General features: G+C 65.4%; 22 protein-coding genes. 9 read left to right on the forward strand and 13 right to left on the reverse strand.

Translation table 11 applies throughout. The features are described 5' to 3' along the window. Positions 1-66 precede the first annotated feature (66 nt). Positions 67-1,173, reverse strand: coding sequence for a succinylglutamate desuccinylase/aspartoacylase family protein (locus NMQ11_RS01365; protein ID WP_255169594.1), 1,107 nt, complete (start codon positions 1,171-1,173; stop codon positions 67-69). A gap of 111 nt (positions 1,174-1,284) precedes the next feature. Between NMQ11_RS01365 and NMQ11_RS01370 the strand changes: the two genes are divergently transcribed. The 3 genes from NMQ11_RS01370 (at position 1,285) to NMQ11_RS01380 (ending at position 5,354) form a co-directional block, all read left to right on the forward strand. Continuing rightward, positions 1,285-2,037 carry a GNAT family N-acetyltransferase gene (locus tag NMQ11_RS01370; protein ID WP_255169595.1) on the forward strand — a complete coding sequence of 251 codons (753 nt, stop codon included), beginning with the start codon at positions 1,285-1,287 and terminating at the stop codon, positions 2,035-2,037. 317 nt (positions 2,038-2,354) lie between these two features. After that, complete coding sequence (locus NMQ11_RS01375) at positions 2,355-3,824, forward strand: flippase (protein ID WP_255169596.1); 1,470 nt, start codon at positions 2,355-2,357, stop codon at positions 3,822-3,824. 171 nt (positions 3,825-3,995) lie between these two features. Next, positions 3,996-5,354 (forward strand): ATP-grasp domain-containing protein, encoded by a 1,359-nt coding sequence (locus tag NMQ11_RS01380; protein WP_255169597.1) that lies wholly within the window; start codon positions 3,996-3,998, stop codon positions 5,352-5,354. Between the two features lie 22 nt (positions 5,355-5,376). On the opposite strand, the gene NMQ11_RS01385 is transcribed toward NMQ11_RS01380, so the two are convergent. Both NMQ11_RS01385 and NMQ11_RS01390 read right to left on the reverse strand, forming a co-directional pair. Beyond that, entirely contained in the window at positions 5,377-5,970 is a 594-nt protein-coding gene (locus NMQ11_RS01385; protein ID WP_255169598.1) for a DNA-3-methyladenine glycosylase family protein, read from the reverse strand. Positions 5,971-6,045: 75 nt separating this feature from the next. After that, entirely contained in the window at positions 6,046-6,210 is a 165-nt protein-coding gene (locus NMQ11_RS01390) for a hypothetical protein (protein ID WP_255169599.1), read from the reverse strand. Positions 6,211-6,435: 225 nt separating this feature from the next. Between NMQ11_RS01390 and NMQ11_RS01395 the strand changes: the two genes are divergently transcribed. Further along, the gene (locus NMQ11_RS01395) at positions 6,436-8,514 is read left to right on the forward strand and encodes an LVIVD repeat-containing protein (RefSeq protein WP_255169600.1); all 2,079 of its coding nucleotides are present in this window, start codon (positions 6,436-6,438) and stop codon (positions 8,512-8,514) included. 74 nt (positions 8,515-8,588) lie between these two features. On the opposite strand, the gene NMQ11_RS01400 is transcribed toward NMQ11_RS01395, so the two are convergent. Both NMQ11_RS01400 and NMQ11_RS01405 read right to left on the reverse strand, forming a co-directional pair. After that, entirely contained in the window at positions 8,589-8,924 is a 336-nt protein-coding gene (locus NMQ11_RS01400) for a hypothetical protein (RefSeq protein ID WP_255169601.1), read from the reverse strand. A gap of 433 nt (positions 8,925-9,357) precedes the next feature. Then, positions 9,358-11,214 carry an L-aspartate oxidase gene (locus tag NMQ11_RS01405; RefSeq protein ID WP_255169602.1) on the reverse strand — a complete coding sequence of 619 codons (1,857 nt, stop codon included), beginning with the start codon at positions 11,212-11,214 and terminating at the stop codon, positions 9,358-9,360. A gap of 124 nt (positions 11,215-11,338) precedes the next feature. On the opposite strand from NMQ11_RS01405, the gene NMQ11_RS01410 reads away from it, so the two are divergent. Next, positions 11,339-11,872, forward strand: a complete 534-nt coding sequence (locus tag NMQ11_RS01410; protein WP_255169603.1) for a metal-dependent hydrolase — start codon at positions 11,339-11,341, stop codon at positions 11,870-11,872. Positions 11,873-11,933: 61 nt separating this feature from the next. Then, the gene (locus NMQ11_RS01415) at positions 11,934-13,145 is read left to right on the forward strand and encodes an MFS transporter (protein ID WP_425607695.1); all 1,212 of its coding nucleotides are present in this window, start codon (positions 11,934-11,936) and stop codon (positions 13,143-13,145) included. A 9-nt stretch (positions 13,146-13,154) separates the two neighbouring features. On the opposite strand, the gene NMQ11_RS01420 is transcribed toward NMQ11_RS01415, so the two are convergent. Both NMQ11_RS01420 and NMQ11_RS01425 read right to left on the reverse strand, forming a co-directional pair. After that, positions 13,155-15,683 (reverse strand): heavy metal translocating P-type ATPase, encoded by a 2,529-nt coding sequence (locus NMQ11_RS01420; RefSeq protein WP_255169605.1) that lies wholly within the window; start codon positions 15,681-15,683, stop codon positions 13,155-13,157. 734 nt (positions 15,684-16,417) lie between these two features. Then, a complete protein-coding gene (locus NMQ11_RS01425) occupies positions 16,418-17,170 on the reverse strand; it encodes a helix-turn-helix domain-containing protein (protein ID WP_255169606.1) in 753 nt (250 codons plus the stop codon). Between the two features lie 70 nt (positions 17,171-17,240). Here NMQ11_RS01425 and NMQ11_RS01430 point away from each other — a divergent pair, with 70 nt between their 5' ends. Continuing rightward, positions 17,241-17,744, forward strand: a complete 504-nt coding sequence (locus tag NMQ11_RS01430) for a hypothetical protein (protein ID WP_255169607.1) — start codon at positions 17,241-17,243, stop codon at positions 17,742-17,744. Positions 17,745-18,205: 461 nt separating this feature from the next. On the opposite strand, the gene NMQ11_RS01435 is transcribed toward NMQ11_RS01430, so the two are convergent. After that, the gene (locus NMQ11_RS01435) at positions 18,206-19,357 is read right to left on the reverse strand and encodes an acyl-CoA dehydrogenase family protein (RefSeq protein ID WP_255169608.1); all 1,152 of its coding nucleotides are present in this window, start codon (positions 19,355-19,357) and stop codon (positions 18,206-18,208) included. A 115-nt stretch (positions 19,358-19,472) separates the two neighbouring features. Between NMQ11_RS01435 and NMQ11_RS01440 the strand changes: the two genes are divergently transcribed. Further along, positions 19,473-21,449: a 3-hydroxyacyl-CoA dehydrogenase/enoyl-CoA hydratase family protein gene (locus NMQ11_RS01440; protein WP_255169609.1), complete on the forward strand. Its 1,977-nt coding sequence runs from the start codon at positions 19,473-19,475 to the stop codon at positions 21,447-21,449. 29 nt (positions 21,450-21,478) lie between these two features. Here the strand turns inward: NMQ11_RS01440 and NMQ11_RS01445 are convergent, their stop codons facing one another. Further along, the gene (locus NMQ11_RS01445; protein WP_255169610.1) at positions 21,479-21,892 is read right to left on the reverse strand and encodes an NUDIX domain-containing protein; all 414 of its coding nucleotides are present in this window, start codon (positions 21,890-21,892) and stop codon (positions 21,479-21,481) included. A 171-nt stretch (positions 21,893-22,063) separates the two neighbouring features. Between NMQ11_RS01445 and NMQ11_RS01450 the strand changes: the two genes are divergently transcribed. Next, positions 22,064-22,396, forward strand: coding sequence for a hypothetical protein (locus NMQ11_RS01450; protein ID WP_255169611.1), 333 nt, complete (start codon positions 22,064-22,066; stop codon positions 22,394-22,396). A 118-nt stretch (positions 22,397-22,514) separates the two neighbouring features. Here NMQ11_RS01450 and NMQ11_RS01455 read toward each other — a convergent pair whose 3' ends face one another. The 4 genes from NMQ11_RS01455 to NMQ11_RS01470 form a co-directional block, all read right to left on the reverse strand. Then, on the reverse strand, positions 22,515-23,858 hold the full coding sequence (locus tag NMQ11_RS01455; RefSeq protein ID WP_255169612.1) for a M28 family peptidase: 1,344 nt from the start codon (positions 23,856-23,858) through the stop codon (positions 22,515-22,517). A 78-nt stretch (positions 23,859-23,936) separates the two neighbouring features. Continuing rightward, complete coding sequence (locus NMQ11_RS01460) at positions 23,937-24,605, reverse strand: HAD family hydrolase (protein WP_255169613.1); 669 nt, start codon at positions 24,603-24,605, stop codon at positions 23,937-23,939. 184 nt (positions 24,606-24,789) lie between these two features. Beyond that, complete coding sequence (locus tag NMQ11_RS01465) at positions 24,790-25,239, reverse strand: hypothetical protein (protein WP_255169614.1); 450 nt, start codon at positions 25,237-25,239, stop codon at positions 24,790-24,792. A 145-nt stretch (positions 25,240-25,384) separates the two neighbouring features. Then, positions 25,385-26,221 (reverse strand): TrmB family transcriptional regulator, encoded by an 837-nt coding sequence (locus tag NMQ11_RS01470; RefSeq protein WP_255169615.1) that lies wholly within the window; start codon positions 26,219-26,221, stop codon positions 25,385-25,387. Between the last annotated feature and the right edge of the window lie 328 nt (positions 26,222-26,549).

Here is a 26,549-nt window from a genome sequence, read left to right on the forward strand (position 1 = left end):
CTGTGAGCGATTCCGGAGGACAGCCGGGCCGCCACTGCGGACGACCCGGATCTCGAGACCGAGTGCTCACTCGGGGACGTCGATGTACGTGCCGTCGCTCGACAGCTCGCGCTCGAGGGCGATGAGCGTGTCGTCGCTCAGCCCCACCAGGTGACAGAGCGGATTCCCCGGGTAGACGACGGGGTTCTCGAGGACGCCCACGAGCAGCCCCGTGAAGGGAGCCTCGACGGTGTCGATGTCGTCTTCTTCCTTGAACGGGTTCGTGATCGTACAGATCACGTCGCCCTCGTGGACGAGTTCGCCGCGGCCGTGTTTCATGTCGACGATCCCGCCGACGTCGGCGCGCAGCCAGGTCTTCTCGTCGGCGTCGTCGATGACGGTCCGCCAGCCGGGCCAGTGCACCGACGACTCCCGGTGTAAGCCGAACTCGGCAAGGACGCTCGCGACGCCGGTGAGCCCCCGGTCGATCAGTTTTCGCTGGAACCGGTGGGCTTCGCCCATCTCGATGGTGATCGTCGGCACGCCGGCCTCGGTCGCCTCCCGGCGGAGCGTTCCCGACGGCCCCTCGCCGGCGATGATCACGTTCGAACTGAACGCGTTCGCGAGGCGGGCGACCTCCGGGCGTTCCATGTTCGCTCGGACGTGGAGCATGTTGGTCCGACCCCGCGTCGAGGTGTGAAAGTCGAGGCCGATGTCGCAGGGTTCGATGAAGTTCGTGAAGATCCGGTGGGCCATCCGCCGCGCGCTCGTGCTGTCCTCCCGGCCCGGAAACGATCGGTTCAGGTCCCGGTCGTAGATCGGGAGGTACCGCTCCTGGGCGAGAAAGCCGGGGACGTTCATCACGGGAAGGCAGACGAGCGTGCCGTGGAGGTCGGCGTGATCCCAGTCGTGAGCGACCTCGCGGACGACCTCGATCCCGTTGAGTTCGTCGCCGTGGGCCGCCGCCGAGAGGAACACCGTGGGGCCGGGGTGCTCGCCGTTGATCACCGTCACGGGAATTCGGACGGGATCGCCGAGATACGTCTCGCTGATGCCGTAGCGGATGTTCGCCGACTCGCCCGGATCGACGCGGCCGCCGTTGTACGTGAAGGCCTCGTCGAGTCCGTCGGGATCCGCGTCGGCGCCGGTAGCCTCGTCCACGGAGGCCGCGGGAGGAGAGGCGTCGTCGGTCATACCGCGTTCTATGCAGGCGAGGGTATAAAACCGTGCGACACGGCGACGGCGTCGCCGGCAAAATCGCGGTCCGGGACAGAGATTTAGTAGCAGGCCGTCGTAGCCGGCGCCATGGACATCCGCAGGGCAACTGCCGACGACGTCGACGCCATCCGTTCGATCGCTCGCGACTCGCTCTCGAGTTCCTACACCGACTTCCTCGAGGGGGAGACGATCGAAAACGCGGTCGAACAGTGGTACGGCGACGACATCACCGAGGAGTTCGAGGCGGACGACGTCCTGTTTCTCGTCGTCGAAACCGACGAGGGCGTCGTCGGCTTCTCACAGAGCGAGCTGATCGGTGAGAACCACGACATCGGCCAGATCCTCTGGCTGCACGTCCACCCCGACCACCGCGGTGGCGGCACCGGCGTCCGCCTGCTCGTCCGCACCCGCGAGGAGTTGCTCGACTTCGGCGCCGACCAGCTCCGGAGCGTCGTCCTCGCGGACAACGAACTCGGCAACGAGTTCTACGCGACCCACGGCTTCGAGCGCGCCGGCACCCGCGAGGTCGACGTCGGTGAGAAGACCTACACCGAGAACGTCTTCGTCGGCAGCGACCTCGAGACCGACGACCAGTGGCGCTCGCTCGAGGAGATCGAGTCCGACGGCGAGACGCTGTTCGTGAGCTACGGCGAGGCCGCCAGGGGATCGAAAGCGCCGTTTTACACCGCCTACGAGACTGACTCGGGCGAGGAGCGCTACGGCTGGTTCTGTGGTAACTGCAACTCGCTGGACAACGCGATGGACTCGATGGGACGCATTGAGTGTAACGCCTGTGGAAACCGCCGGAAGGCGACCCGCTGGGACGCCTCCTACCTCTGATTCTGCCGTCGCGTTTCGTCGGTCGGTTCCGCGAGCTCCGCGTTCTGTCGTCTGTTCGGTACCACTACTCGTCCCTGTAAGGCGACGCTACGCGCTCGAGCCCGGACCGCACCGTCGGCGCTGTCCGATACACGGGCGCCACGGCGGCGCGTTTCGGCCTCTCGGGTCCCCGCGTGTTGTCGCCGCTCTCACCCAGTTTCGCACCCCCCGCGGCTGTAGTGTCGACGTTCGTCCCGACAGCGACCGCATTACAAATGGGCGAGGCGCCGACGGAGTGACTCGGTGTCTGTTGCCGAACGGCTGCCAGCTTTCACGACATGAGTACACTGGACCACATCGTTCGCGGTTTCAAAGCAACGCTCGTCGCTCGAGCCATCTACATGGTCTCGAGCGCGCTTCTGATGGTCGTTCTCGCCCGCTATCTGCTCGAGCCCGACGCCTACGGCGCGCTGTTCTGGGCGATCGGCATCCTGGCGGTGATCCAGCTGTTCGCCGACGTCGGACTCGGAAAGTCCGCGGCGCGGTACTTCGCGGAGTACCAGGAGAAAGACCCCGGTCAGATCCCGTACCTGATCCAGTCGACGGTCGCCTACAAACTGATCGTCATCACGCTGGTGGCGTTCTTCCTGCTCGTCTTCCACGAACAGCTCGCGATCACGCTCGGCGATCCGGAGATCGCCCCGTTCCTCGCCGCCGGCGTCGTCTACATCTTCGTCAACTCCTTCAACGGCTTCACGCAGGTCGCCTTCCAGGGGTTCAACCACCTCGTCTACAGCGCGGCCGTCCAGGCGATCGGCGGCGCGACCCGGCTTCTCTTCGCGGTGGTGTTCGTCCTCGCCGGCTTCGGCGCGCTCGGCGCTTTCTTCGGCTACGTCGTCGGCTACGCGATCGCCGCCGTCTTCGGCGTCACCGTGCTCTACTTCCAGTTCTACCGCACCTACGAGCGAGCCCCGCAGTTCGAACCCGGCCTCCCCAGGCGGCTGCTCGAGTACAGCGTTCCGCTGACGGCGACCCGGAGCGCCAACGTCGTCGACAAGCAGATCGACATCGTCCTCGTCGGCGTCTTCCTCACCTCGCCGGCCGTCGCGTTCTACACGCTTGCAAAGCAGATCACCGACTTCGTCCTCGCGCCCGTCGAGTCGCTCGGCTTTACGATCTCGCCGAACTTCGGCGAGCAGAAGGCCGCAGGCCAGCTCGAGCACGCCCGGACGATCTACGAAACGGCGCTGACCAACGCGCTGTTGCTGTACGTCCCCGCGGCCGTCGGCCTCGCGCTCGTCGCCGACCCGTTCATCACGCTGGTGTTCACCGAGGAGTACGCCGCCGCCGTCCCCGTCTTACAGATTCTCTGTCTGTTCATCGTCCTCCAGGCGATCACGAACCTCACCAGCGACAGCCTCGACTACCTCGGCCGGGCCCGTGCCCGCGCGATCGCCAAGGGCGGAACCGCCGCCGCGAACTTCGGGCTGAACATCGTGCTCATTCCGACCATCGGCGTCATCGGCGCGGCGATCGCGACGATCGTCACCCACACCGTCTACGTGGCGGTGAACCTCTACATCGTCCACAGCGAACTGAACCTCCGCCTCGAGCGCCTCGGTCGGTCGGTCGCGCTCATCTGTGGGATCTCGCTCGTGATGGCGCTCGCGGTGGTCGTCGTGGCGCCGTTTGCCTCGAGTCTCCCAATGCTGGCGGTCGTCATCGCGCTCGGCGCGCTCACCTGGGCCGTTCTCGCGGTCGTGAGCGGGTTGCTCGATCCCCGCGAGGTCAGAGCGGTGCTCGCGTGAACCGGCACGGCACACTGGTAGTCGAGGCTGACAGTTACCGGAGAATACGAGAATTTCGTGATCTGTCTCGGACGACAGTTCGGTGAGCAGACGGGACGAAGCGGTTGAAAACCGCTGTCATGGCAGTTTCGACTAACAACGTTTTTCCGGTGGGCAGACGTTTTTCGTATCATGACCGTCGAGAATCCTGTCAGGGCGGGGGTACTCAGCTTGCACACGAGCAAAGAGACGAAGGCGATCTGCAACGCAATCGAGGATCTCGGCCACGACGCGCGGTGGCTTCGCAGCGAGAACACGAGCGTCCGGATCCGGGACGGCACCGTCTCGATCGAACCCGAAGTCGACGTCATCGCCAACCGAATGCTGCTCTCGAACACGGAACAGCCGTGTGAGGAACTGGGCCTCGCGAACACGCTCGCGAAGCTCGTGCCGATGTTGAACGAACCGGAGACGACGCTGACCGCGGCGCACAAGCTCTCGACGGCGACCGCGCTCGCGTCGAACGACGTCCGCGTTCCCGACGTCCTGCTCGCGCTGAGCAGCGACCGACTCAACGCCGCCCGCGACGAGTTCGGCGAGGAGGCGGTGTACAAGACCGCGATCGGAACCCACGGCGGCGGTACCTGGAAAGTCGGCCCCGACGACCCGATCAACGCCAAAGTCGGTAACCGCTACGCCTTCCTCCAGAAGCTCATCGACCGCGACGGCGAGCGCCACCGCGACGTCCGCGTCTACGTCGTCGGCGACGAAGTCGTCGGCGCGATGTACCGCTACGCGCCCGACAACGACTGGCGGACGAACGTCGCCCTCGGCGGCGCCGTCGAGGACGCGACCGGGGACCTCCCCGAGGAGGTCCGCGAGATGGCGCTTCGCTCGACGGAGGTCATCGGCCTCGACTACGCCGGCGTCGACCTCGTCGAGGGCGAGGACGGCTGGTTCGTCCTCGAGGTCAACCCCACGGCCGGCTTCAAGGGGCTGTACGAGGCGACCCGCGTGAGCCCCGCTCCCTACATCGCGAAGCTCGCGATCGAACGCGGCGGCGGCGAGGTCGACGAACGTCGCGTCGAGGAGCTCTCGGCGACGCTCGACGACTCCGATCCTGCGGCGATGCCCGCCGCCGCCCGCGTCGCTGCGGACGCGGAGCCGGCGGACATCGGCTACACGGAAGAGGTCGTCCTCTCGGGTACCAGCGGGTCGAAGTCCGTCTACGCCAAGTCCGACACCGGCGCCACCCGGACGAGCATCGACACCCGCCTGGCAGCCGACATCGGCGCCGGGCCGATCAAGTCGATCACCCGCGTGAAATCGGGGAGCCGCAAGACCTCGAAGAGCCGCCCGGTCGTCGACGTCGTCGTCGGCGTCGGCGGCAACCAGCACACTGTCACCGCGAGCGTCGAGGACCGCAGCCACATGGACTACCCCGTCATCCTCGGTCGGGACATCCTCGAGAACTACCGCGTCGACGTCAGCAAGCGCGTCGACCGCGACGCGCCCGACAGCCCCGAGGAAGAAGAGGAGTCCGTCGAGTAACTCGAGTTCGGCGCCCGCTCCGTCAGTCCGCCGACTCGTACTCCGCCCAGAGATACAGGGTGGCGACCGACCGGTAGGGCCGCCACGCCTCCGCGATTTCGCGCATTTCGGCCCGCGTCAGCTCCGTACCGTTTCCGTACAGCTGTTCGATGCTCCGGCGGACAGCGAGGTCGCCGAGCGGCAGGACGTCGGGGCGCTCGAGGACGAACAGGAGGTACATCCGGGCGGTCCACTCGCCGACGCCCCGGATCTCCGTCAGCGCCTCCATCACCTCCTCGTTCGTGTGATCTGCGAGCCCCTCACGCGAGAAATCGCGTTTCTGAAACGCGCGAGCGGCGTTCTGCAGGTACTCGAGTTTCATCCCCGAGAGCCCTGCCGCGAGCAGCGCCTCCTCGTCGGCCGCCAGCACGCGCTCGGGCGTGATCTCGTCGTCGAGCACCTCGAACACCCGCCCCCGCACGGCGGTCGCGCTCGCCGTCGAGAGCTGCTGGTTGATGATCGAGATACACAGGCGCTCGTACTCCGACCAGTCGGGTTCGCTGTAGGGGTCGTGGCGCTCGAGGAGCCGTTCCATCACCGGGTCCCGGCGCAACACGGGTTTCGCCTCGTCTATCATGCTGTGGTCGACGTAGGAGACACCAGGGCCGAGCGAAACAAATGCCTCTCGGTCGCGATCGCGAGACGGCGGCGGCTATCGCGCGGCGGCGGCGTCGTACCACCGCGACGACCAGATCCAGGCCGATTCCGACGGCTCCCCGCCGTCGGCGTCGGCGATCTGGACGCCGATCACGCCGTCGACCGCCAGCGTGTACCACCGCTCGTCGACAGGGTGGTGGCGCGGATCGCTCGAGTCCATGGGCTATCGGGACGAGCCGAACCGGTATTGGTATGTCGCGATTGATCGCCTCGACGAGACGGTTCGACTCGATCGAACTGACGCGCTGCCCGCGTCCGGTATGGACGACGTACAGTCGGTTCACCGCCCGCTTCGTGCGCCCGTCAGTTAATTCAGCGCGATCAATTTGACGCGATTGTCAAAATCCCTTATTAACGCTCTCGAGAATTTACGACCGGGTCGACTATGAGCGACGACAGCATACAGCAAACGACGAGACGTACCGTCCTGAAAGCGACGGCGGGCGCGCTGGGGGTGGTCGGCGTCGGCGGTGTCGCGAGCGGACACAAAACGACCACCGACGGCGACTACGGCGACCAGTTCGACGGCGTCCGTGCGAACGCCGCGGCGAACACCGAGGTCGTCGGCTACCACAGCGCCGGCGGCATCGGGTCGGCGGCGTTCGCGGGCAGTCCCGACGACCCCCACTACGGGGCGTTCACCGAACTGCGGGTTCACGACGATCTGGCGGTCGTCTCGGCGTTCTCCTCGCGCGACGAGACGCCGGGACGCGGCATGGCCGTTCTCGACGTCGGCCAGTTCACTCGCGCGGAGAGCCGCGAGGAACTCGAGGACGCCGACCTCACGGTCCTCTCGTTCTACGGTAACGAGAACGACGGAGCGGCCTGCATGGACGTCAAGCTCTCGGACGACGGCCAGTACGCCTTCGTCTCGAAACAGCCGTTGACCGCGCTGTTCGACGAAACCGAACTCGACCTCGAGGACGACGACGCGGACAGCGGCGGCGCCGACGGGGCGGCACTCGAGGTCGTCGACATCTCCGATCCGGGCAACCCCGAGTTCGTCACGCAGACCTCGCTGTCGGTGTGGGCGCTCGGGCCGCACAACGCTTGGTACCACCAGATCGGCGGCCGGGAGTACGTCTTCACGACCCACGGCGAGGACGGCGTCACCGGCGGCATCAACGTCTTCGAGTTCGACCGCGACCTCGGGACGCTGGAGTTCGTCAACTGGTGGAACTACTCGGCGGAACTCGCCCAGCCGGGAGCCGAGACGGACACCGACGGCGGGGAGGCCTACGCCCACGACATCGTCGTCCAGGACGACCCCCGGTTCGGAACGCCCGTCGCCTACCTGGCGAACTGGAACGCGGGCACCCGCCTGCTCGACGTGAGCGATCCGACCGATATCGAGGAACTCGGCGTTTTCGAGCAGGACCGCGCTCACCACACCGTGCCGGCACCGACGCTGCAAAACGGCAAGCGCGTGTTCGTCGCCGGCCACGAGAACCCCTCGAGCCACGAGGACCTCGGCGACGTCCGCACCGACGGCGAAACCGGTCACTACTACCTCGTCGACGCCGATCCGATCGACGAGGTTCTCGCCGGAGAGCGCGACGAACCGGTGTACCTGGGCGCCTCGAGCACCCTCCGAGAGGACGGCGTCGAGGCCGCCAGCCGGACGGCGTTCGAGATGTACGAGGACAACGGAAAGACGGAACTCGACTACTGGATCCTCTTCGAGTCGACGGACCAGACGTTCGACGAGACGCCCGGCTTCGAGGCCGAAGCGGAGGACGGCGACCACGAGTACGAAGGGTTCGACGACTTCAACCTGAGCGCGCACAACCTCGACATCGACGCCGACGGAAACGTCGTCGCCGGCCACTACCACGCCGGCACCCGATTCATGGAGATCACCGACGAGTTCGCCCTCGAGGCGACGGGCTACAGCCGCGTCGGCCCCGCCGTTCCCGAGGACGCCACGCTCGAGGCGCTCTCCTCGGGAACGCCCTTCCACTGGTCGTCGGTGATGCGAAACGGCGTCGCGTTCTCGAGCGGGATCAACGAGGGGCCACAGGCCATCGCTCACGACGACATTCCGGTCGGCGAGGATACGCCGATCGACCTCGACGTAGAGCGCGAGGCCGACGCCTCGCTCTTTACGGCGGGCCAGACCAGCCAGGTACGGATCCACGTCGACAGCGACGAACCAGTCCAGATCAGGGATCGGATTCCCGGCGAGTGGGAGGTCGTCGGCGGCGATGTAAGCGTCGCGGAAATCAGCGACGGCGACCGGAAAGTCGTCACCGCAGACGAACCGCTCGAGTCGGGCACGGTCCGGTACTTCGTCGAGGTGCCGTCGGATCTCCTCGACACCGGGAGCTACACGGTCGGCCCGGTCGAGTACGCCCGCCCGGACGTCGAAAGCGAGTACGGCGGCGGCGTCAGCGTCACCAACTTCCTCTGGCGCAAGGAGAACGGGGAAACGGTGACGAAGACGGTGGCCGGCCTCGATCTCTGAGCGGGTACGGGGGCTCGAGAGAGGTCAGGCCTCGAGTCCGCCGTCCACGTTCTGGCCCCCTCGATCACGGGACCTCACTCGGGACACTCGCCTGCAGAATCGTCAGCGGCCCACAGCTGTAACGACGCAGCACCCCGGTGTAGTTCGATAGCAGGGATCGTACAGTCACCATCTACAGCGTCTTCTCGGGTGAGTGTCTCCGTTTGCGTTTCGGAATCCACCTCCGGGCCGGAGACCGCGTACGACACCTCGTACGTTTTCGGTTCGGCGGACCACGTCGATTCGATCACCTCGTACTCGTCGCCGGCCAGTTCAACCGTTTCGTTACTGAGGGATGTTCCGTCGCTCTCTACGTCCACCTGAATCGTGTGTGCCTCTTGGTGAGTGTTCGACACGATCAGATCGCCCATCTCGAGTCCTTCTTCATCGGACGTGCGCGAACTGCAACCAGCACTCAACACGACTGCCGATGCTATGCCACCTGTTTTGAGAATCGACCGCCTGGTTCGAAGAAGGACCATGCGGGAAACTGGAATCTCAGTCACAAGTATTTTCTCTTTTGGTAAACAACCTGAGGATTCAACGTTGTTTGACCGCGTAGTGAGAGTGCGGTAGCGGATGGACGCGACAGTTTCACGGTATCGGTTGTTTTTCGCGGGAACTTCCGATCGATTCAGATCCGGTCTTCGTATCTAACACCCCGTTCCGGCTCGGCGGCGCTTTTCGGCGTTTGAAACTGGGATCGCGTAACTGACGGCATGATACGACACGAAGGAGTCGCCACGTCCGCTGCTCCGGTCGGTCGTGGCGTTCGAAATCTGATGTACGTCACCCGCGGCGACCTCACTCGAGGTGGTGATAATCGAGTTCGTACCCCTCCTTGAGGGCCTCCTGTACCGGCTTGCTGGGTTCGCCGACGTCGCGCCGGCGGAGGGCGAGCTCGCCCTCCTCGACCGACAGCACGAGGTTGACTCGCCAGTCCGACTCCTCGTCGTCGTGGTCGGCCCGGTAGTGTGCGCCGCGAGACTCCGTTCGCTCGAGAGCCGCCCGGAGCAGCAGTTCGGCGACGGTGAGGCTCACGGAGAGGTCGACGGCGTACTCGAACGACCGCGACGTGAGGTCGCCGTCGACCCGGAGGTCCGCGGTTCGCTCGCGCAGCGCCGCAAGCTTCGCCAGCCCCTCTCGGAGGCCTGCCTCATCCCGGAGGATGCCCGCGTGCTCCCACAGCAGGTCGCCCAGGTCCTCGAGGAGCTCCTGGGGGGTTACGTCCCCGTCGGCGGCCGCGAGCGCCTCGAGGGCCGCGAACTCTCGCTCGGCCAGCGCCCGCTGGTCGTCGCTCACTTCGGGGTCGCGGTCGTCGTTCGCCACGGCGTCGGCGACGTGCTCGCCGACGAGTTTTCCGATCGCCACGGTTTCAGCAAGCGAGTTGCCGCCGAGGCGGTTCGCGCCGTGGACGCCCGCGACGGACTCTCCGACGGCGTACAGCCCGTCGACGCCGGTTTCGCCGGTCTGGAAGTCGATGTCGACGCCGCCCATCGTGTAGTGAGCCGTCGGCGCGATCTCCATCGGTTCCTCGGTGATGTCGACGCCGAGCGACTCGAAGCGCTCGACCATCGACGGCAGCCGGTCGCGGACGTACTCGGCGTCTCGGTGAGTGATGTCGAGGTAGACGCCGCCGTTATCGGTGCCGCGGCCCTCCCGGACCTCTCGAGCGATCGCCCGCGCGACGACGTCCCGGGCGTCGAGTTCCATCTGGTCGGGCGAGTAGCGCTCCATGAACCGCTCGTCCTCCGCGTTGTAGAAGCGCCCACCCTCGCCGCGAACCGCCTCGGTGACGAGCCGGCCGTCCCACTCCTCGCCGTAGCGGTCGCCGACCATCCCGGTCGGGTGGAACTGGACGAATTCGCAGTCGAGCAGCCGCGCCCCGGCCTCGAGCGCGAGCGCCTGGGCGTCGCCGTTGTTCTCCTCGTCCCGCGAGGAGTGACGATCGTAGACCGCCGAAAAGCCGCCCGCGGCGAGCACGACGTGGTCGCTCCGGAATAGGAGCCCGCCACCGGTCTCCATATCGAAGCCGACCGCGCCGGAGACGCGCTCGCCGTCCGAGAGCAGTCGCGTGATCATGGCGTTTTCGCGGTGGGGAATCTCGAGTTCGCGGGCCGTCTCGATCAACGTCTCGAGCATCGCCTCTCCGGTCCGATCGCCGACGAAGCAAGTGCGGCGGTAGGACTGGGCGCCGAAGTAGCGCTGGTTGATCCTCCCGTCGTCGGTGCGATCGAACGGGGTCCCCCAGGCGTCGAGTTCGCGGATCCGGTCGGGCATGTGTTCGGCGACCAGTTCGACCGCCTCCGGATCGTTCAGGTGGTGGCCCTCGGTCAGCGTGTCCGCCGCGTGGATCGTCCAGTCGTCTTCGGGATCGAGCGATCCGAGCGCCGCGTTGACGCCGCCTGCCGCCCACGTCGTGTGCGCGTCGCCGTGATCGCGCTTGCCGATCACCAGCGGCTCGAGCCCTGCCTCGGCGAGCGAAATGGCGACGCGCGCACCCGCCGCGCCCGCCCCGATCACGAGCGCCGGCGTCGTGACGACCTCGTACTCGAGTCCGTCGGTGGCGTCCGTATCGCCGTCGTCGATTCGGCTCTCGACGCCCGCGCCGTCCGCGACGGCCGCCGGTACCCGACGGTCGTCGGTCGCTGTTTCTGTCATCGGTGTGAACTCAGGGCCGAACGAATTTAGGTGTCTCTCCAAACGCGATCGGGACGTTCGCGCGGCTCGATCCAGCGCCGCCACCACGGCATTTAGGGGGAGCGTTATCGTAGCGCAGACCGAGATGCAGCCGGTCGTCCACCTCGCCGTCGGCTACCTCTGTTATGCGGCCTACAGCCGCTGGCGTCGCGGCAAACCGCCCGGAGAGGCGCCGGCGCTCGCCGCGATCGCGGGCGCGGCGCTTCCCGACTTGCTCGACCAGTCGCTGTACCACGGGGGGCTCACCCCCGTCGGACGAACGATCGGCCACTCGCTGCTGTTCGCGGTTCCGGTGATCGCGGTCGTCTGGCTGGTCGCGAGCGGTAGAAATCGGCGGCTCCTCGGACCGGCCTTCGCCATCGGCTACCTCTCGCACCTCGCGACGGACGTCCCCTGGCACGTCCTCTCGGGGGATTACGACGAACTCGGCTTTCTCCTCTGGCCGATCACCCACATGCCCGAGTACTCCGGCGTCAAAACGCTCGGCCACGTCGGCGGTCTCGAGGTCACGACGCTCTGGCTCGAGGCACCGATCCTCGTCGCCGGAATCGCCCTCTGGTGGCACGACGGCCGTCCCGGTACCGAGGCGATTCGGCGAGCGGTCAGCCGGTGGACGTAGCGCCTCGCCGAAACACGAGCAGTGATGCCGGTGGAGGCCGAACCCGCCCGCTGATGAGCTGGTGGCCGTGAGCGACCTCGGGACGATCCGTCGCGGGCTCGAGACGCTGTGGACCGACGACCGAGGCGCCGTCCTGCTCGCGATCGCGGCGGGCTGGTTTCTCTCGATCGGCGTCCGCCTCGTCTACCCCGTCTTACTCCCCGCGCTCCGGACGGAGTACGGCCTCTCGCTCTCCCAGGCGGGGCTCCTGTTGAGCGTGCTCTGGGTAGCGTACGCCCTCGGCCAGCTTCCCGGCGGAATGTTCGCCGATCGGTTCGGCGAAGGGCGGATCCTCGTCGTCAGCACGACCCTCTCGGCGGTGACGATCGCCCTCGTCGCGACGGCTGCGACGGTGTCCGTCCTGTTCGCCGCGACGGCCCTGTTCGGGCTGGCGACGGCGCTGTACGGCGTCGCCCGCTACACCGCGCTCTCGGATCTCTTTCCGGACAACGACGGAGCGGCCGTCGGAATCACCCTGGCGGCAGGAGAAGTCGGAAACGCCCTGCTGCCGCCGCTGGCCGGCTTTATCGCGGCGGCGCTCGCCTGGCAGTACGGCTTCGGCTTCACCGTGCCGCTGTTTCTCGGCGTCTCGCTCTACCTCTGGCTCGCCCTCCCCGCGCGGACCTCCGGGCCGACGAGCGCCGTCGACTCGCTGAGCCTCGAGACCGGCCGGTACGTCCTCGTCGCGCTCGCAAAGCCCGCGATCGTGATCGCGACGCTCGTTCAACTGCTCGGCTTTGCCGTCTGGCAGGTGTACACCGGCTTTTACCCGACGTATCTGATCGAGGTCAAGGGACTCCCGACGGCGTTCGTCACGGTGATGTTCGGGCTGTTCTTCGCGCTCGGGGTCGTCGTTCAGCCGCTGTCGGGGGCGGCCTACGACCGGTTCGGCATCCGCCGCTCGCTGCCCGCCGTGATGGGCTGTGCAGCGGTCGGCCTCGCGCTGTTTCCGCTGCTCGAGGGGCTCGTCCCGATCCTGCTGATCACGATGCTCTCGAGCACCCTTCTGGGAGTGACCGTCATGACGATGCCGTACCTGACCGGCGCGCTCCCGACGGATATGCAGGGAACCGGTCTGGGCACCATCCGCACGACGTTCATGCTGATCGGTGCCGGGGCGCCGGCCGTCGCGGGCGTGCTCGCGGACCTGGACCTCTTCGACGAGGTGTTCTTCCTGCTGGCCGGCCTCGCGGTGGTCGCACTCGCACTCTCGCAGTTGCTCCCCGATCAGTGATCTGTTCGGTCACTCCGTACCCGCCGCGTCGGGGGTTTCGGGCTCGACTCCCGAGAGGCGCATCGCGTTGCCGGTGACGCCGAGGCTCATCCCCATGTCGCCGATAACCACCGCGTGAATCACCGTCACGACTCCGAACGGCGCGCCGGCCGCGAGCACCGCTTTCACGGCCAGACTCGACCAGATGTTCTGGCGGATCACGCCGTTGGCCTTCCGCGAGAGCCGGTAGAGGTACGGAAGCCGGGTGAGATCGTCGCCCATCAGCGCCACGTCCGCCGTCTCGAGCGCCGTGTCCGTCCCCGCCGCCCCCATCGCGATTCCCACGTCCGCCGTCGCGAGCGCGGGCGCGTCGTTGATCCCGTCGCCGACCATGGCGACGCGGTGGCGGGGTTCTCCTACCCCGTCTTCCCCTTCCAGTCGGCGAATCCACTCGAGTTTCTCCTCGGGGAGCAGTTCGGCGTGGTACTCCTCGATGCCGACGTCTTCGGCGATCGCCCGCGCGGTTCCCTCGTTGTCGCCGGTGAGCATCACGACGCGAACGCCCTGCTCTTGCAGCCGCGAGACGGCCCAGGCCGCGTCCGGACGAACCCGGTCTGCCACGCCGACGACGCCGATCGGGCCGTCCTCGGTGCCGACGATCACGACGGTCTTCCCCTGGGCTTGAAGCTCTGGGACGATCTCTGCGAGCACGTCGAGACACGCCTCTCGGTCGCACTGGGACTCGGCCTCGTAGCCCATCGACGCCAGGCTCACTCCGCCGTCGGTCGTCGCGTGTACGTGTCCCAGGTCCGCAAGCCCGTCGAAGAGTTCCGGCTTGCCCACGTAGTGAGTGGTGCCGTCGACCTCGGCGCGGACGCCCTTTCCGGTTAGCGCCTCGAACTCCGAAACGTCGGGATCGTCGGGCTCGAGACCCCGTTCCTCGGCGTAGCCGACGATCGCTCGCCCGATCGGGTGTTCGCTCCGGTATTCCGCGGCGCCAGCCCGGCGGAGCACCTCGTCCTCGCTCGTCCCCTCGAGCGGAACGACGTCAGTCACCGAGAGATCGCCGGTCGTGAGCGTCCCCGTTTTGTCCATCGCGAGGACGTCGCTCTCGCCGACGGCCTCGAGGTGGCGCCCGCCCTTGATCAGCACGCCGTTTTTCGCCGCGCTCGTGATCCCGGAGACGACGCTCACGGGCGTCGAGATGACAAACGCGCAGGGACAGGCGATGACCAGCAGCGTCAGCCCGCGGAGGAACCAGGTGTCCCAGGACGCGCCGACGAGAAGCGGCGGAGCCACGGCGACCGCCACCGCGATGGTCACCACGACCGGCGTGTAAACGTTCGCGAAGCGGTCGACGAACTGCTCCCGTTTCGTCTTCTCGCGTTCTGCGTCCTCGACCAGGTGAACGATTCGGGCGAGCGTCGAGTCGTCCACTTCGCTCGTAACCTCCACCTCGAGGTAGCCCGCTTCCGAGATGGTGCCCGCATAGACCTCGTCGCCCGTACTGCGGTCGACGGGGACGCTCTCGCCGGTGATCGGCGACTGATCGACCGCGCTCTGGCCTTCGAGGACGACCCCGTCGGTCGGGATCTTCTCGCCCGGCCGGACGACGACGATGTCGCCCACCTCGACCGCCTTCGCGGGAACCGTCTCTTCGCTGCCGTCCGGTCGCAGCACGGTCGCCGTCTCCGGCGAGAGGCTCATCAGTTCCCGCAGGGAGTCCCGCGCCCGGTCCATCGAGAACCGCTCGAGCAGCTCCGCGACGCTGAACAGCACCGCGAGCATCGCTCCCTCCTTGGGGTGGTGGGCCGCAACGCTGGCGACGATACCCGCGGCCATCAGGAAGTCGATGTCGAGGCTCCGGTTTCGCGCCGAGTAGTAGCCGTTGCGGACGATCGGCGCGCCAGCGATCGCCGCGGCCGCGACGAACAGCGCGTGCGAGAGCTCGTAGGGTCGGCCGCCGAGGGTGGCGAGAACCGGATCGAGGCCGGGGAGAACGAACTCGAGGACGAGTCCGACGACCACGAGGACGGCGCCGACGGCGGTTCCGGCGGCTCGAGGCGTTCGCCACACCCGCTTCGCCTCCTGAACGCGATCTCGGTTACCGTCGGGCGTCGCCTCGTAGCCCGCGCGCTCGATGGCTCGAACGACGGCCTCCTCCTCGAGGCCGCTCCCGGAGACCGTCACGCGCCCCGACGCCGGCTGTGCGGCGATCGAGGTGACGGACTCGAGGCCCTCGAGGGCGTTCTCGACCTTGCTCGCACAGGAGGCGCAGTCCATCTCGGGAACGGCGAGGGTGAGTTCCCGTCCGCCTTCGTTGCCGTCGACGGCGTAGCCCGCCGCCTCGACGCGCTCGCGGATCGCCGCCTCGCTCGTCTGCGCGGAGTCGTACTCGACGACGAGCGTTCCGCTGGTCACGCGGGCGTCGATCTCTTCGATTCCCTCGAGGCGCTCGACGCTGTTCTCGACTTTGCCGGCACACGACGGACAGTCCATCGACGGAACCCGTAGCTCGAGGCGTCTCGAGCGGGTCGCGTCGGCGGAGGGCTCGCTCATTGCATATCCGTACTCGGTCACGTCGGATACGGGTTATTTGGCGCACGCCAACTACGGTAGGATCTGACGGTAGAGTCTATCCGTCGAATTTCTTTACCCGGGTTTCGGCGTGACGCTCGCGATCAATACAGCAACCTCTTTTACCGGGGGTTGAGGCTGGCGTCGGAGACGCCAGCCGACGCCCCCGGCAAAACCCGTTGATGCCAAAAAGCCGCCGTCGCGGACTTCGTCCGCTTCGGCGGGGAAACGCCTCGCTTCGCTCGGCGTATGCTCCAGGATGAATGAACGTTCACTAAGCAAACGCACTTAGCAAACTCCGTGTTTATATTATCTTCGTTAATCTGGTATTTTCGGCGTGTACAGGAGAACTGCGTATCACTTCGGGCTGCCCAACCTCCCTGCGGTGGCACACGCTGTCGAGCGCTCGAGCGCCAGCGAGGGCGGTCGACGACGCCGTGCGAGGGCGAGCGAGCGGAGCGAGTGAGTCGGCTGGGGAGGGTGTGGCCATTCCGTGTGGTCGTGCGAGCAGGACGTGATCTCACAGGTATCACTGCGAAAGCCCCCGGCCCCTTTCAGTCCCACCCGGTTGCGGTTGATCGGCGCTGCAGTCTCACCGTCGGATGATTGGCACCGCAGACTCGGCGGCGGTTGTTCGGTACGCGGACAACCGTTGCACGGGGTTGAACCACCCGAGAAAAAGGGGGCACCGTCAGCTCCCGATCCGTCGAGATCGGTCAGTTCGTCGGTGCGATCGCCTCGAGCGAGTCGTCCTCGGCGACGAACTCGGTCGCGAGCGCGGCTTCGGCCCGCCGGAGCCGGTAGGAGAGCGTCGAACGCGGAACCTCGAGTTCGTCGGCGAGTTTCGAGAGGTCGATCTTCCGTGGCGTTTCGTAGTAGCCTGACTCGACGGCGGCCCGGAGCGCGCGGCGCTGTTCGTCGGGGAGCGTGCCGTCATCGTCGGCTCCTTCGAGTCCCCGATCCGGGTCGAGATCCGTCAGCCGGAGCATCTCCATCCCCGCACACTCGCCGACCTCGGTTCCGAGAGCGTCGAAGAAGTCGTGAATCGGGGCGTCCTCGGAGAGGACGATCCGCCAGCGGTAGCGCCGGCCCTCCCGGTAGGTCTCGAACAGCAGCCCCTCGCCGAGGTACTCGAGGGCGACGTGGGGAACCGAAGTGCAAACGTCGGTGCGGTCCCAGTAGGTGTAGACGACCAGCGTGTCCCGCGAGCGGTCGAGCACCTGCGTCTCGCAATCGGCCCCGCAGTCGTCGCGCACGAGACAGTCGGCGCAGTAGGCCGAGTCGCGGTAGGCCGCCTCGAGCGCCTCGAGGGCCTCCGGCGAGCCCGTCGCGTGGTCGACCCGCCAGAGGCTCTGTGGGGTGACGTGACACGACAGCGACCGGATCGTCGTGTCCGGGTGGGCCTCGAGCACGTCCGCCACCGGGTTGGTTCCGGGGTCGTACTCGAGGGCGAAGACGAACTCTCTCATGCTCGGTCGTACGGGCCGACACGAAAAAGGGTTCCCGGTCGTTCGCGTAGGGTGACTCGAGGAACCCCACGTGATCCACTGGCTCCGCGGGCTGTGGCGGTACTATCTGGCGTACACGAAGCGCCCGCTCCACACGGCGACGGCGGCCGCGTTCGCCATCTTCGCCCTGCTGGTGTTCGTCGATCCGCTGTTCGCGGCACTGGCGGTCGGCTCCTACGTCCTGCCACCCGTCGTGTTGTACGTCCTCGAAGGTGAACCGATGCCCGAACCCGCATCCCGAAGCCACTCGATACTCACCGAAGACCCCGAAAGTGCCACGACGCAGGCACGCCGCTGGGATCACCCGGAAGAGACGGATCGCTCGAGAGTGGACACCGCCAATGGCGACACCGATTCCGATAGCGACGACGATGACACCGATTCAGACAGCGACGACGGTGACACCGATTCAGACAGCGATGACGGTGACACCGATTCAGACAGCGACGACGGTGACACCGATTCAGACAGCGATGACGGTGACACGGACACGGATCGCGTCGGCACTGATACCGATTCGGATCGAAGCGGCTGACTCGAGAGTCCCGAAACCTGGTGGCCGGGAGTGTGCGCGGCGAAACTCGCCGCGCACGCGACTCGGGGGAGGGTAGGCGGTCCTGCCTCGATTCACCGCGAGCGAACAACGTGAGCGAGCGGGCCGGCGGCCGACGTGGAGAGCGCGGCGCTACGCGCCGCGGTTGGCGAACGGCGAAGCCGTGAGCCGGGTCGCCACGCGACGGAACTGAGGCCGGCGTGCTTTTGGTCCAGCCTGAGCGGAAGCGGAGCTTCCGCGAGGTCGTCGGCGCGAAGTCGTTCGAAACGGCTCCGCCGTTTCGTGATGCCAAAAATCTTCGATTTTGAGCACGCTGACTGCAAGCGATTTCTTCGGAATCGCCCAGTCCAAAAGAGCAGAGCTCTTTTGAAGATTTTGCCGAGGGACGCTGCGCTGACGGCTGCGCCGCACAGCGCAGCAGACTGCAGAGTAAAAGGTGGGTTCTAGAACCCTTTGCCGAGCAGCTCTCGAGCGATGATGTTCTTCTGGATCTCGGTCGTTCCCTCGTAGATCTGGGTGATCTTGGCGTCGCGGTAGAGCCGTTCGACGGGGAAGTCGTTGACGTAGCCCGCGCCGCCGTGGATTTGGACGGCCTCGTCGGCGACGTCGACGGCAATCCTCGAGGCGTACTCTTTGGCCATCGACGCGAGCGTGGTGATGTCGTTGCCCTCGTCGACGTTCCAGGAGGCCTTGTAGGTCAGGTTGCGGGCGGCCTCGGTCTTCGTGTGCATATCCGCCAGCTTGTGCTGGATCGCCTGGAACTCCGAGATCGGCTTCCCGAACTGTTCGCGGTCCTGGGCGTACTCGAGGGCCGCCTCGCAGGCGCCCTTCGCGATGCCGACGCCCTGGGCCGCAACGGCGGTTCGGGTCTGGTCGAAGAAGTGCATCTGCTGCATGAACGCGGCGTCCTGGGTGCCGACGAGGTTCTCCTCGGGGACGCGAACGTCGTCGAAGATGAGTTCGGCGGTGTCGGAGGCTCGGATACCCAGCTTGCCGGTGATCTTCTCGGCGCTGAAGCCGTCGCGGTCGGACTCGACGATGATCTGGGAGAAGCCGTTGTAGCGGCCGGGGGCGTCCTCGTTGGTCTTACAGAGCACGACGAAGAAGTCCCCGACGGTGCCGTTGGTGATCCACATCTTGGTCCCGTTGACCACCCACTCGTCGCCGTCTTTCTCGGCGCTCGTCGAGACCGACGAGACGTCCGAACCGGTGTCGGGTTCCGAGATCGCCGCACCCGAGATCTTCTCGCCGAGGGCGACCGGCTCTAAGAACTCCTCTTTCTGCTCTTCGGTACCGAACTCCATGATCGCCTCGCAGCCGAACGAAGAGGCGACGATCGAGAGGGCAATTCCTGGATCGACCGCAAAGAGTTCCTCGACGATGATCGAGGTGTCGAGGATCGAGTAACCCGCACCGCCGTACTCGATCGGGATGTACGCACCGGTGAGCCCCATCTCGGCGGCCTTGTCGACGATCTCGTGGGGGTACTTCTCCTCGACGTCGTACTCGGAGGCGACGGGGCGAATCTCGTTGTCCGCGAAGCGGCGAACCTCCTCGCGGATCTGTTGTTGCTCGTCGGAGAGTCCGAAATCCATACCGGTCGATTCTGTCCTGAACGATAAAGAGCTTTGTAACCCGAAGTAAACCGAGACGGAGTTTCCTTCTCGACGGAGGGAAACGTTCAAACGGGTCGCAGTTGGATAGCCGTCCATGGAACTCGAGGATATCAACACCGTCGCAGTTCTGGGAGCGGGCAACATGGGCCACGGTATCGCCGAGGTCGCAGCCCTCGCGGGCTACGACGTGACGATGCGGGACATCAAAGAGGAGTTCGTCCAGGACGGCTACGACCAGATCGAGTGGTCACTCGGCAAGCTCGCCGAGAACGACCAGATCACAGAGGAGAAAGCCGACGACACCTTAGCGCGGATCACGCCGCTGGTCGACATGGAGGAGGCCGTCGGCGACGCCGACTTCGTCATCGAGGCCGTCCCGGAGAAGATGGAGATCAAAAAGGACGTCTACGGCGAACTCGAGGAGCACGCCCCCGACCGGGCGATCTTCGCGACGAACACCTCGAGCCTCTCGATCACGGAACTCTCCGAGGTCACCGAACGGCCCGAGAGGTTCTGCGGGATGCACTTTTTCAACCCGCCGATCCGGATGCCGCTGGTCGAGGTCATCACCGGCGAGCACACCGACGAGGGGGTCCTCGAGCTCACCGAGGCGCTCGCCGACGACTTCGGCAAGTCCCCCGTTCGCGTCCACCGCGACGCGCCCGGTTTCATCGTGAACCGGGTGCTCGTCCCGCTGATGAACGAGGCGTCCTGGCTCGTCTCGAACGACGAGGCCACGATCGCGGAGGTCGACTCGACCACGAAGTTCGACATGGGGCTCCCGATGGGCGCGTTCGAACTCGGCGACCAGGTCGGCAACGACGTCAGCCTCCACGTCCTCGAGTACCTCCACGAGGTGCTCGGCGAGGCCTACGAGCCGGCGCCGCTGCTCGTCAAAAAGGTCGAGAACGAGGAGCTGGGCAAGAAGACCGGGAAGGGATTCTACGACTACGAGGACGGCGACGGCGCGGAGGTCCCCAGCGACGAGGGCTCGGAGTTCGTGAAGGAACGGCTGCTCGCCGCGACCGCCAACGAGGCCGCCAAGCTGATCGGCGGCGACGTCGCCCCGCCCGAATCGATCGACGAGGCGGTGATGCTCGGCGGCGGCTGGCCCGAGGGGCCGGTCGCGCTGGCGGACGATCACGGCCTCGAGTCACTGCTCGAGGTCCTGGAGGAGGCCCACGAGGAGACGGGCCACGCTCGCTACGAGCCCGACGAGTACCTGCGCGAGCGCGCCGAGGCGGGCGGGTTCTACGACGCCGATAGCGACAATGGCGACGGCGAGCGCTTCGATTACGACGTGATTTCCGTCGAAATCGACGACAGCGTGGGCCACCTCGAGATCGACCGCGCCCACCGGATGAACACGATCACGACGGACATGATCGAGGAGGTAGACGACGCGATCGACAAGCTCGTCGAGGACGACGAGGTTCGCGCGCTACTCGTCACCGGTGCGGGCGACCGCGCCTTCTCGGCCGGCTTCGACGCCTCGACGGCCTCCGTCGCCAACGGCCTCCAGGCCGCCGAGATGTCCCGCCTGGGCCAGCGCGTCTTCGGGCGCCTCGAGGAGATTCCGATGCCCGTCCTCGCCGCCATCGACGGCTACTGTCTCGGCGGCGGCATGGAGTTCGCCACCTGCGCCGACATGCGGATCTCGAGCCGTCGCTCGAAGTTCGGCCAGCCCGAACACAACCTCGGCCTCTTACCTGGGTGGGGCGGCACCCAGCGCCTCTCCCGGATCGTCGGCGAGGGCCGCGCCAAGGAGATCATCTTCACCGCGCGAAACGACTACGACCCCGAGACGATGGCCGACTACGGCTTCGTCAACGAGGTCGTCGACAACGACGAGTTCGAAGACCGCGCCTGGGAACTCGCCCGCGACCTCGCCGCCGGCCCACCGATCGCCCAGGAGTTCACCAAGAAGACGATGCTCGCCGGGCGGACGGATCTCGAGGCGGGGCTCGAACTCGAGGCCTCCTCCTTCGGCCACCTGTTCACCACGGACGACCTCTGGGAGGGACTCGCCGCCTTCCAGCAGGATCGCGAGCCGGAGTTCGAAGGGAAGTAGAGACTCCGCGCCTCTCTCGAGGAGCCGTTTTAGCGCCGACCGGTGAGTAGCTCTCGAAGCGCGTCGTTCATCGGCGCGTTCGCGATCTCCGCGGGCTCGAGCCAGCCGTACTCCGTGATCGGCTCCTCCGGACACGGGTTCGCCTCGAGGTCCACCGCGTCCCTGCTATCGAGCAGGTCGCAGTCGAAGACGACCGAAACGGTCCCCTTCTCCCCGTCGGCCCAGGTGTAGGCGTAGGCCTCGAGCGGGTCTCTCGCTCGCACTCGGAGCCCGGTTTCCTCGAGGACCTCCCGCTCGACCGTCTCTCGGGGACTCTCGCCGATCTCCGCGCGCCCACCGGGGATGCCCCAGATCGGCCCGGCTGGCATCTCGTGTTTCAAAAACAGGTACGTGCCCTCGGATTCGATCAGCCCGCGGAGAGAGGCGTGGGCGAACTGCGACATACTCGAGGGCTCGCCGGATGGAAAATAGCGGTTGCGGTCTCCGCCGGCGCGACTGCGCCTGAAATCGCTCGAGGTGTGCCGGCAGCGGTATCCGGATTCCACTCGATCTATCCACGAACGCTGTTCAGCGCGCCCATATTGTTACATAACTTGACGGCTTCGTGATGAACGATGACCAGTGGGACGGACGGTGGATCGGAACGGATCTTCGGCTACCCGCGCCGGACTGTACTACTCGAAGCGGTCCGGATATCCTACGCGATAGGGATTACCGGTGTGATAACGCTTCTCGTAATACTCGGCCTGTTCTTGCTCAATTCAGGGGCGATAGAGGGCATCGAATCACTCATGCTGCTGTTATTTGCGTCTCAGATCGCGCTCGCTCTGGGGCTGTACATCTACGATCGCCGCCACGAACGTGATCTGATTATCGCCGACGCGGCGGTACGGGTGGTCCGCCCCGTCGCTGCACTGATCCGCCTGCTCCGGGGTGGGGGACCGTAATCGTACTCCGTATTCATCTCGCAGTGAACGCGCGAAATCCTGTGGCAACCGGCTCACCGGTACTGCACACGAGCTTCACAGACGCGTTGGAAGACGGCGCTAGCGGTACTCCCAACCGTTACTCGTCGTAGGGCCACCGGCCACCGATCTTCAGCTCCTGAATATACCCCTCGTCGATCATCTCCTTGGTCTCCTCGCGAGAGCGCTGGGGGAACTCGCGATCTGCCTCCGCCGCGGTGTACGCCACGGAAGCGATGATCGGCGACAGCTCACGAAAATCCCGCACGTCCAGCTTGTCGAGGGTGTCTGCGTGGGTGTGGCCGTAACCCCGCCCGCTCGAGCCCGACGTCGAGGCCGTCATCGACGCCGGTACCCCCTCCTGGACGAACGCCCACTGGTCGCCGTGGGGGCTGATCGTGCTGCTCGTCGACAGCGGGACGTCGAACTCGTCGGTGACCTCCTCGAACAGATCCTCGAGTTCGTCGAATTCGTTGGCGTTGATCCACAGGTTCCGGGAGTTACCCGCACCGTCGACGTTGATGACGCACTTCACGTTCGAGAGCTCCAGGTTCTCGGCAGCGTGATAGGCGCCCTTCAGTCCGATCTCCTCGGAGCCGAACGGAACGAACCGGACGCGAGTCTCGAGGTCGTCTTCGACCTGCTTCAACAGCCGCGCAATTTCGCAGACGAGGGCGGTTCCAGCGCCGTTGTCGTTCGCTCCCTCGGCGATGTCGTGGGCGTCGACGTGGGCGGTCACCATCACCACCTCCTCCGTGTCGGGGCCGACCTCGCCGACGACGTTCACGGAGTCGGTGGGCTCGTTTCTGGCCTCGACTGCGAGTTCGACGGTCAGCGAGCCGTCCTCGCCGTGGCGCAACAGCCGCTGGCCGACCTCCTTCGAAACGCCCACCGCCGGAATGGGGCCGGGGCGGTTGTCGTAGCCGATCTCGCCCGTTGCGGGCAGACAGCCCTCGACGTGATTCCGGAAGACGAAGCCGACGGCACCGGCGTCGACCGCGCTCGCGTACTTCTCCATCCGGTGGAGCCGCCGGTCGGAGTCGGCGGGGCTCTCGCTCGAGGCCATCGCCACCTTCCCCTCGAGATCCGCCTCGTCGAAGTCCTCGAGGCGGCCGTAGCCCACGTCGACGAGTTCGGCCTCGACGATGCCGCTGGGCGTTCCCGGCAGCGCGATCACCTGGTAGTCCGCCTCGTAGCGCTCCTCGCGGGCACCGCTCGTCGAGAGCGTGGAGGAGCCGCGCCACCAGCCCTCGATCTCGAACGCCTCTACGTGGACGTTCCGGAGCCCGATCTCCTCGAAGGCCTCCCGAACCCGCTCTGCGCCCTCGCGCTCGCCCGTCTGGCCGGCCATCCGGTTACCGACGTCGACCAGGTCCTCGAGTACCTCCCAGTGGAACGTGCTCGTGTGGGCGTCGCCGACGACCTCGTTCGGCAGTTTCGTCATAGACGGAACGGTGGCAGGCTACCCAAAGAAGCTACGGAAAGCGGAAACCGGCTCGGGATCGCCTCTCGATCCGCTGGGTCAGTAGCCGTCCGTGGCGATTTCCGCGACCGCCCGGAGATCAGCCACGTCGTAGGTCGGCTCCGTCGAGAGCTCGACGTCCCGGCAGTGTTCTCGACGGACGAACACCGAATCCATGCCGGCTCGATGGGCCGCGAGCACGTCGCTCTCGCTGTCGCCGACGTACAGCGCCGACTTCCCCTCGAGATCGGCGAGCGCTCGCTCCAGGTAGTGCGTGTTCGGCTTCTTCAATCGTAGACTCTCGATGGTCTTCTCGCGGCCGTAGTAGGTGTCGAACAGAGAGTCGAGGTCGAAGTACTCGAGGACGAACTCGATGGTGCTGTGGTGGTTGTTGCTCACGACCCCACGTGGCTGCGGAAGCTCGGCGATAACGGTAACGTCGTCGTAGCGCTCTCGAGTGCCGGCCTCGAACGCTTCGAACTGGGACTCCTCGTCGCAGCGTTCGCGGGCCGCCCAGAGGGGTGACGCCTCGAGGTCGTACCGTCGGCAGATCTCGTGAAGTCTGTCCACGGTGACTCCGCCGACGATCTCGTCGACGTGCTCTCGAGCGATCTCGCGCTCGCACACCTCGCGAAACGCGGCTCGCGTGGCCGCCGCCTGCGTCTCGTAGGCGGGCGGCTCGACCAGTATCCCGTCGCTGTCGAAGAGAACGGTATCGTATCCTGTCACGTTCGCCGATACAGAGTACAACGAGGTGTCTGTTGTGGTAGATCCATTTCCTGTATCAAACAGTGACACATCTTGCTGGCTGTACAGGGCGCGAATGTGGCACGAGATCTGGCTCAATTTGTGAAGATAGTGCTCGGTCAGTACAGGGGAAGAAGGGCACAGTTCTCTCCTGGCGATCTGAGAGCTACCAGATATTCTGAGAGTCAATACCGCCACTGACGTGCCTCTCCCCGGTAGAGAGGTCCTCGTGATGGGCGGCCAGCAGTTCCAAAGCTGGTCTGATGTCGTCAAACTGAGCCCCCCGTTCGACGCGATCGGTACCGGAAGTCCACTCGATGAACCCCTTGTCGGCTAATTTGGGTAGATGAATGTGGTGGTAATCGACGCGAGCCGTACCATCGACTGTTCCAGTATCGGGCGGCGTGTCGAGGTCACCCGGTAACTCCGTTTGCGGGTTCTTCTCCAGCAAGGCGAATAACAGGTGCCGTTGGTGTGGGTTCGACAGCACCTCGTATAAACCATCATGAATTTTAGTCATGTTCTGATGTATATACAGTCGGTAGCCGCTTATATCCTCGAGTATTTCACTCAGAGGAGAGTTTTGATTAACTGGGTGAATTGAATCGGTGCTCACTTCATTCATTCAGTACAGGTCGTAGAAAACTCGGGATCGTCTGCTACATAGGCCCTCTGTAGTCAGCACGATATTCATGGCAGTTATTGGGTAGTTGGGTTCCTGCTCCGTTACTTGCTCGACCTGCACAGAACGCCGGTGTCAGTTATTGTCCGTTGGACAGTTTGGGATCATCGACTGTATCCAATCCCGTCGCCATTAGCCGCCGGGCGATCACGACTAATCCGTTGTCGAAACCCCTGCCGAATACTGCTTTCTCAGATTCCGCAGTGTCCGCCGTGGCCTCGTGCACTGAACTGACCAGAATCGTGTTCCGATCGACCAGGAGTAACCGACTGATCGTCGTTTCGTCAGTGACGTCAGCTGGAGTACTGCTCAACCATTCCAACCCAGAGACGAATACTTCAGCACCGGGGAGTGCCTCCTGAACGGTCTCACGAAGCTTGTCGGAGACGGTTCCGACGACGACCGTGATGCCCGTCTCCTGAGCATCTTGGAGATTGGCGACCAACTCCTCCGTGAGGACTTCCTCACGGCCCACGACGAACACGATCTCCCGCCCAGCGGCCTCGATGAGTTGCTGTGTTCGGTTTGCGATCGCCGCTTGCCCCATCAATGCCCAGACCTCGTGTGACACTTCCTGCTCGTCGCCTACTGGTGCTGGTTCGATCCCCTCAACCGCCTCGACAAGTGTCTCCGTCCGCGATTCGTACTCCTGGCGAAGCGTCTCGGCCCCCTCGTCGATCGGGACGGCCCGAAACTGCTGGGGATTCGAGTGCTGGATTTCCACGAGTCCTTTCGTTTCCAGCACCCGGACCGCATCGTACACACGCGTGCGAGGAACGTCGGAGGTCTCGCTGATCTCTTTGGCCGTTCCTTTCGGTATTCGTGATAACGCGACGAAGCACTTCGCCTCGTACTCCTTCAAACCCAGTTGCTGAAGCAATTCGACCGCTCGTTGATGATTAGATAACTCGTTCATGGGTCCCAACCATGTTACCGGCGTGTCCGGTACCGCTTCTATTGTTAATTCGGCACGCACAAGAGAGTTCCTGTCGGGCCGCCCAACCTTGCCTGTGGTCCATACTGGCTTTGAGTAGCTCAGTACGTATGAACGCTATTCATACTATTTCAAGCAGTTTGCGTATTTAGCAATCACACCACAGATAGATCTCGAAAGCCGAATTCGGTGGTGTGGATAACGGAGATACAGAGATAGTAATTGCGGATTTAACACCTGGTTGCTCGTCAGTGGAGTCGGTTGTTCCCTCGTCTATAGTAATTGTTGAAACGATTTACGCACCGGTCGC

Source organism: Natrononativus amylolyticus, assembly GCF_024362525.1.
Classification (GTDB): Archaea; Halobacteriota; Halobacteria; order Halobacteriales; family Natrialbaceae; genus Natrononativus; species Natrononativus amylolyticus.

What these genes read in the sequence shown, in the direction of transcription:
- NMQ11_RS01440 (WP_255169609.1), top strand. Translation starts at nt 19,473, where the DNA reads ATGGAACTCGAGGATATCAACACCGTCGCAGTTCTGGGAGCGGGCAAC.
- NMQ11_RS01375 (WP_255169596.1), top strand. Translation starts at nt 2,355, where the DNA reads ATGAGTACACTGGACCACATCGTTCGCGGTTTCAAAGCAACGCTCGTC.
- NMQ11_RS01390 (WP_255169599.1), bottom strand. Translation starts at nt 6,210, where the DNA reads ATGGACTCGAGCGATCCGCGCCACCACCCTGTCGACGAGCGGTGGTAC.
- NMQ11_RS01410 (WP_255169603.1), top strand. Translation starts at nt 11,339, where the DNA reads ATGCAGCCGGTCGTCCACCTCGCCGTCGGCTACCTCTGTTATGCGGCC.
- NMQ11_RS01370 (WP_255169595.1), top strand. Translation starts at nt 1,285, where the DNA reads ATGGACATCCGCAGGGCAACTGCCGACGACGTCGACGCCATCCGTTCG.
- NMQ11_RS01435 (WP_255169608.1), bottom strand. Translation starts at nt 19,357, where the DNA reads ATGGATTTCGGACTCTCCGACGAGCAACAACAGATCCGCGAGGAGGTT.
- NMQ11_RS01400 (WP_255169601.1), bottom strand. Translation starts at nt 8,924, where the DNA reads ATGGGCGATCTGATCGTGTCGAACACTCACCAAGAGGCACACACGATT.
- NMQ11_RS01450 (WP_255169611.1), top strand. Translation starts at nt 22,064, where the DNA reads ATGACCAGTGGGACGGACGGTGGATCGGAACGGATCTTCGGCTACCCG.
- NMQ11_RS01455 (WP_255169612.1), bottom strand. Translation starts at nt 23,858, where the DNA reads ATGACGAAACTGCCGAACGAGGTCGTCGGCGACGCCCACACGAGCACG.
- NMQ11_RS01395 (WP_255169600.1), top strand. Translation starts at nt 6,436, where the DNA reads ATGAGCGACGACAGCATACAGCAAACGACGAGACGTACCGTCCTGAAA.
- NMQ11_RS01385 (WP_255169598.1), bottom strand. Translation starts at nt 5,970, where the DNA reads ATGATAGACGAGGCGAAACCCGTGTTGCGCCGGGACCCGGTGATGGAA.
- NMQ11_RS01365 (WP_255169594.1), bottom strand. Translation starts at nt 1,173, where the DNA reads ATGACCGACGACGCCTCTCCTCCCGCGGCCTCCGTGGACGAGGCTACC.
- NMQ11_RS01445 (WP_255169610.1), bottom strand. Translation starts at nt 21,892, where the DNA reads ATGTCGCAGTTCGCCCACGCCTCTCTCCGCGGGCTGATCGAATCCGAG.
- NMQ11_RS01425 (WP_255169606.1), bottom strand. Translation starts at nt 17,170, where the DNA reads ATGAGAGAGTTCGTCTTCGCCCTCGAGTACGACCCCGGAACCAACCCG.
- NMQ11_RS01470 (WP_255169615.1), bottom strand. Translation starts at nt 26,221, where the DNA reads ATGAACGAGTTATCTAATCATCAACGAGCGGTCGAATTGCTTCAGCAA.
- NMQ11_RS01420 (WP_255169605.1), bottom strand. Translation starts at nt 15,683, where the DNA reads ATGAGCGAGCCCTCCGCCGACGCGACCCGCTCGAGACGCCTCGAGCTA.
- NMQ11_RS01380 (WP_255169597.1), top strand. Translation starts at nt 3,996, where the DNA reads ATGACCGTCGAGAATCCTGTCAGGGCGGGGGTACTCAGCTTGCACACG.
- NMQ11_RS01405 (WP_255169602.1), bottom strand. Translation starts at nt 11,214, where the DNA reads ATGACAGAAACAGCGACCGACGACCGTCGGGTACCGGCGGCCGTCGCG.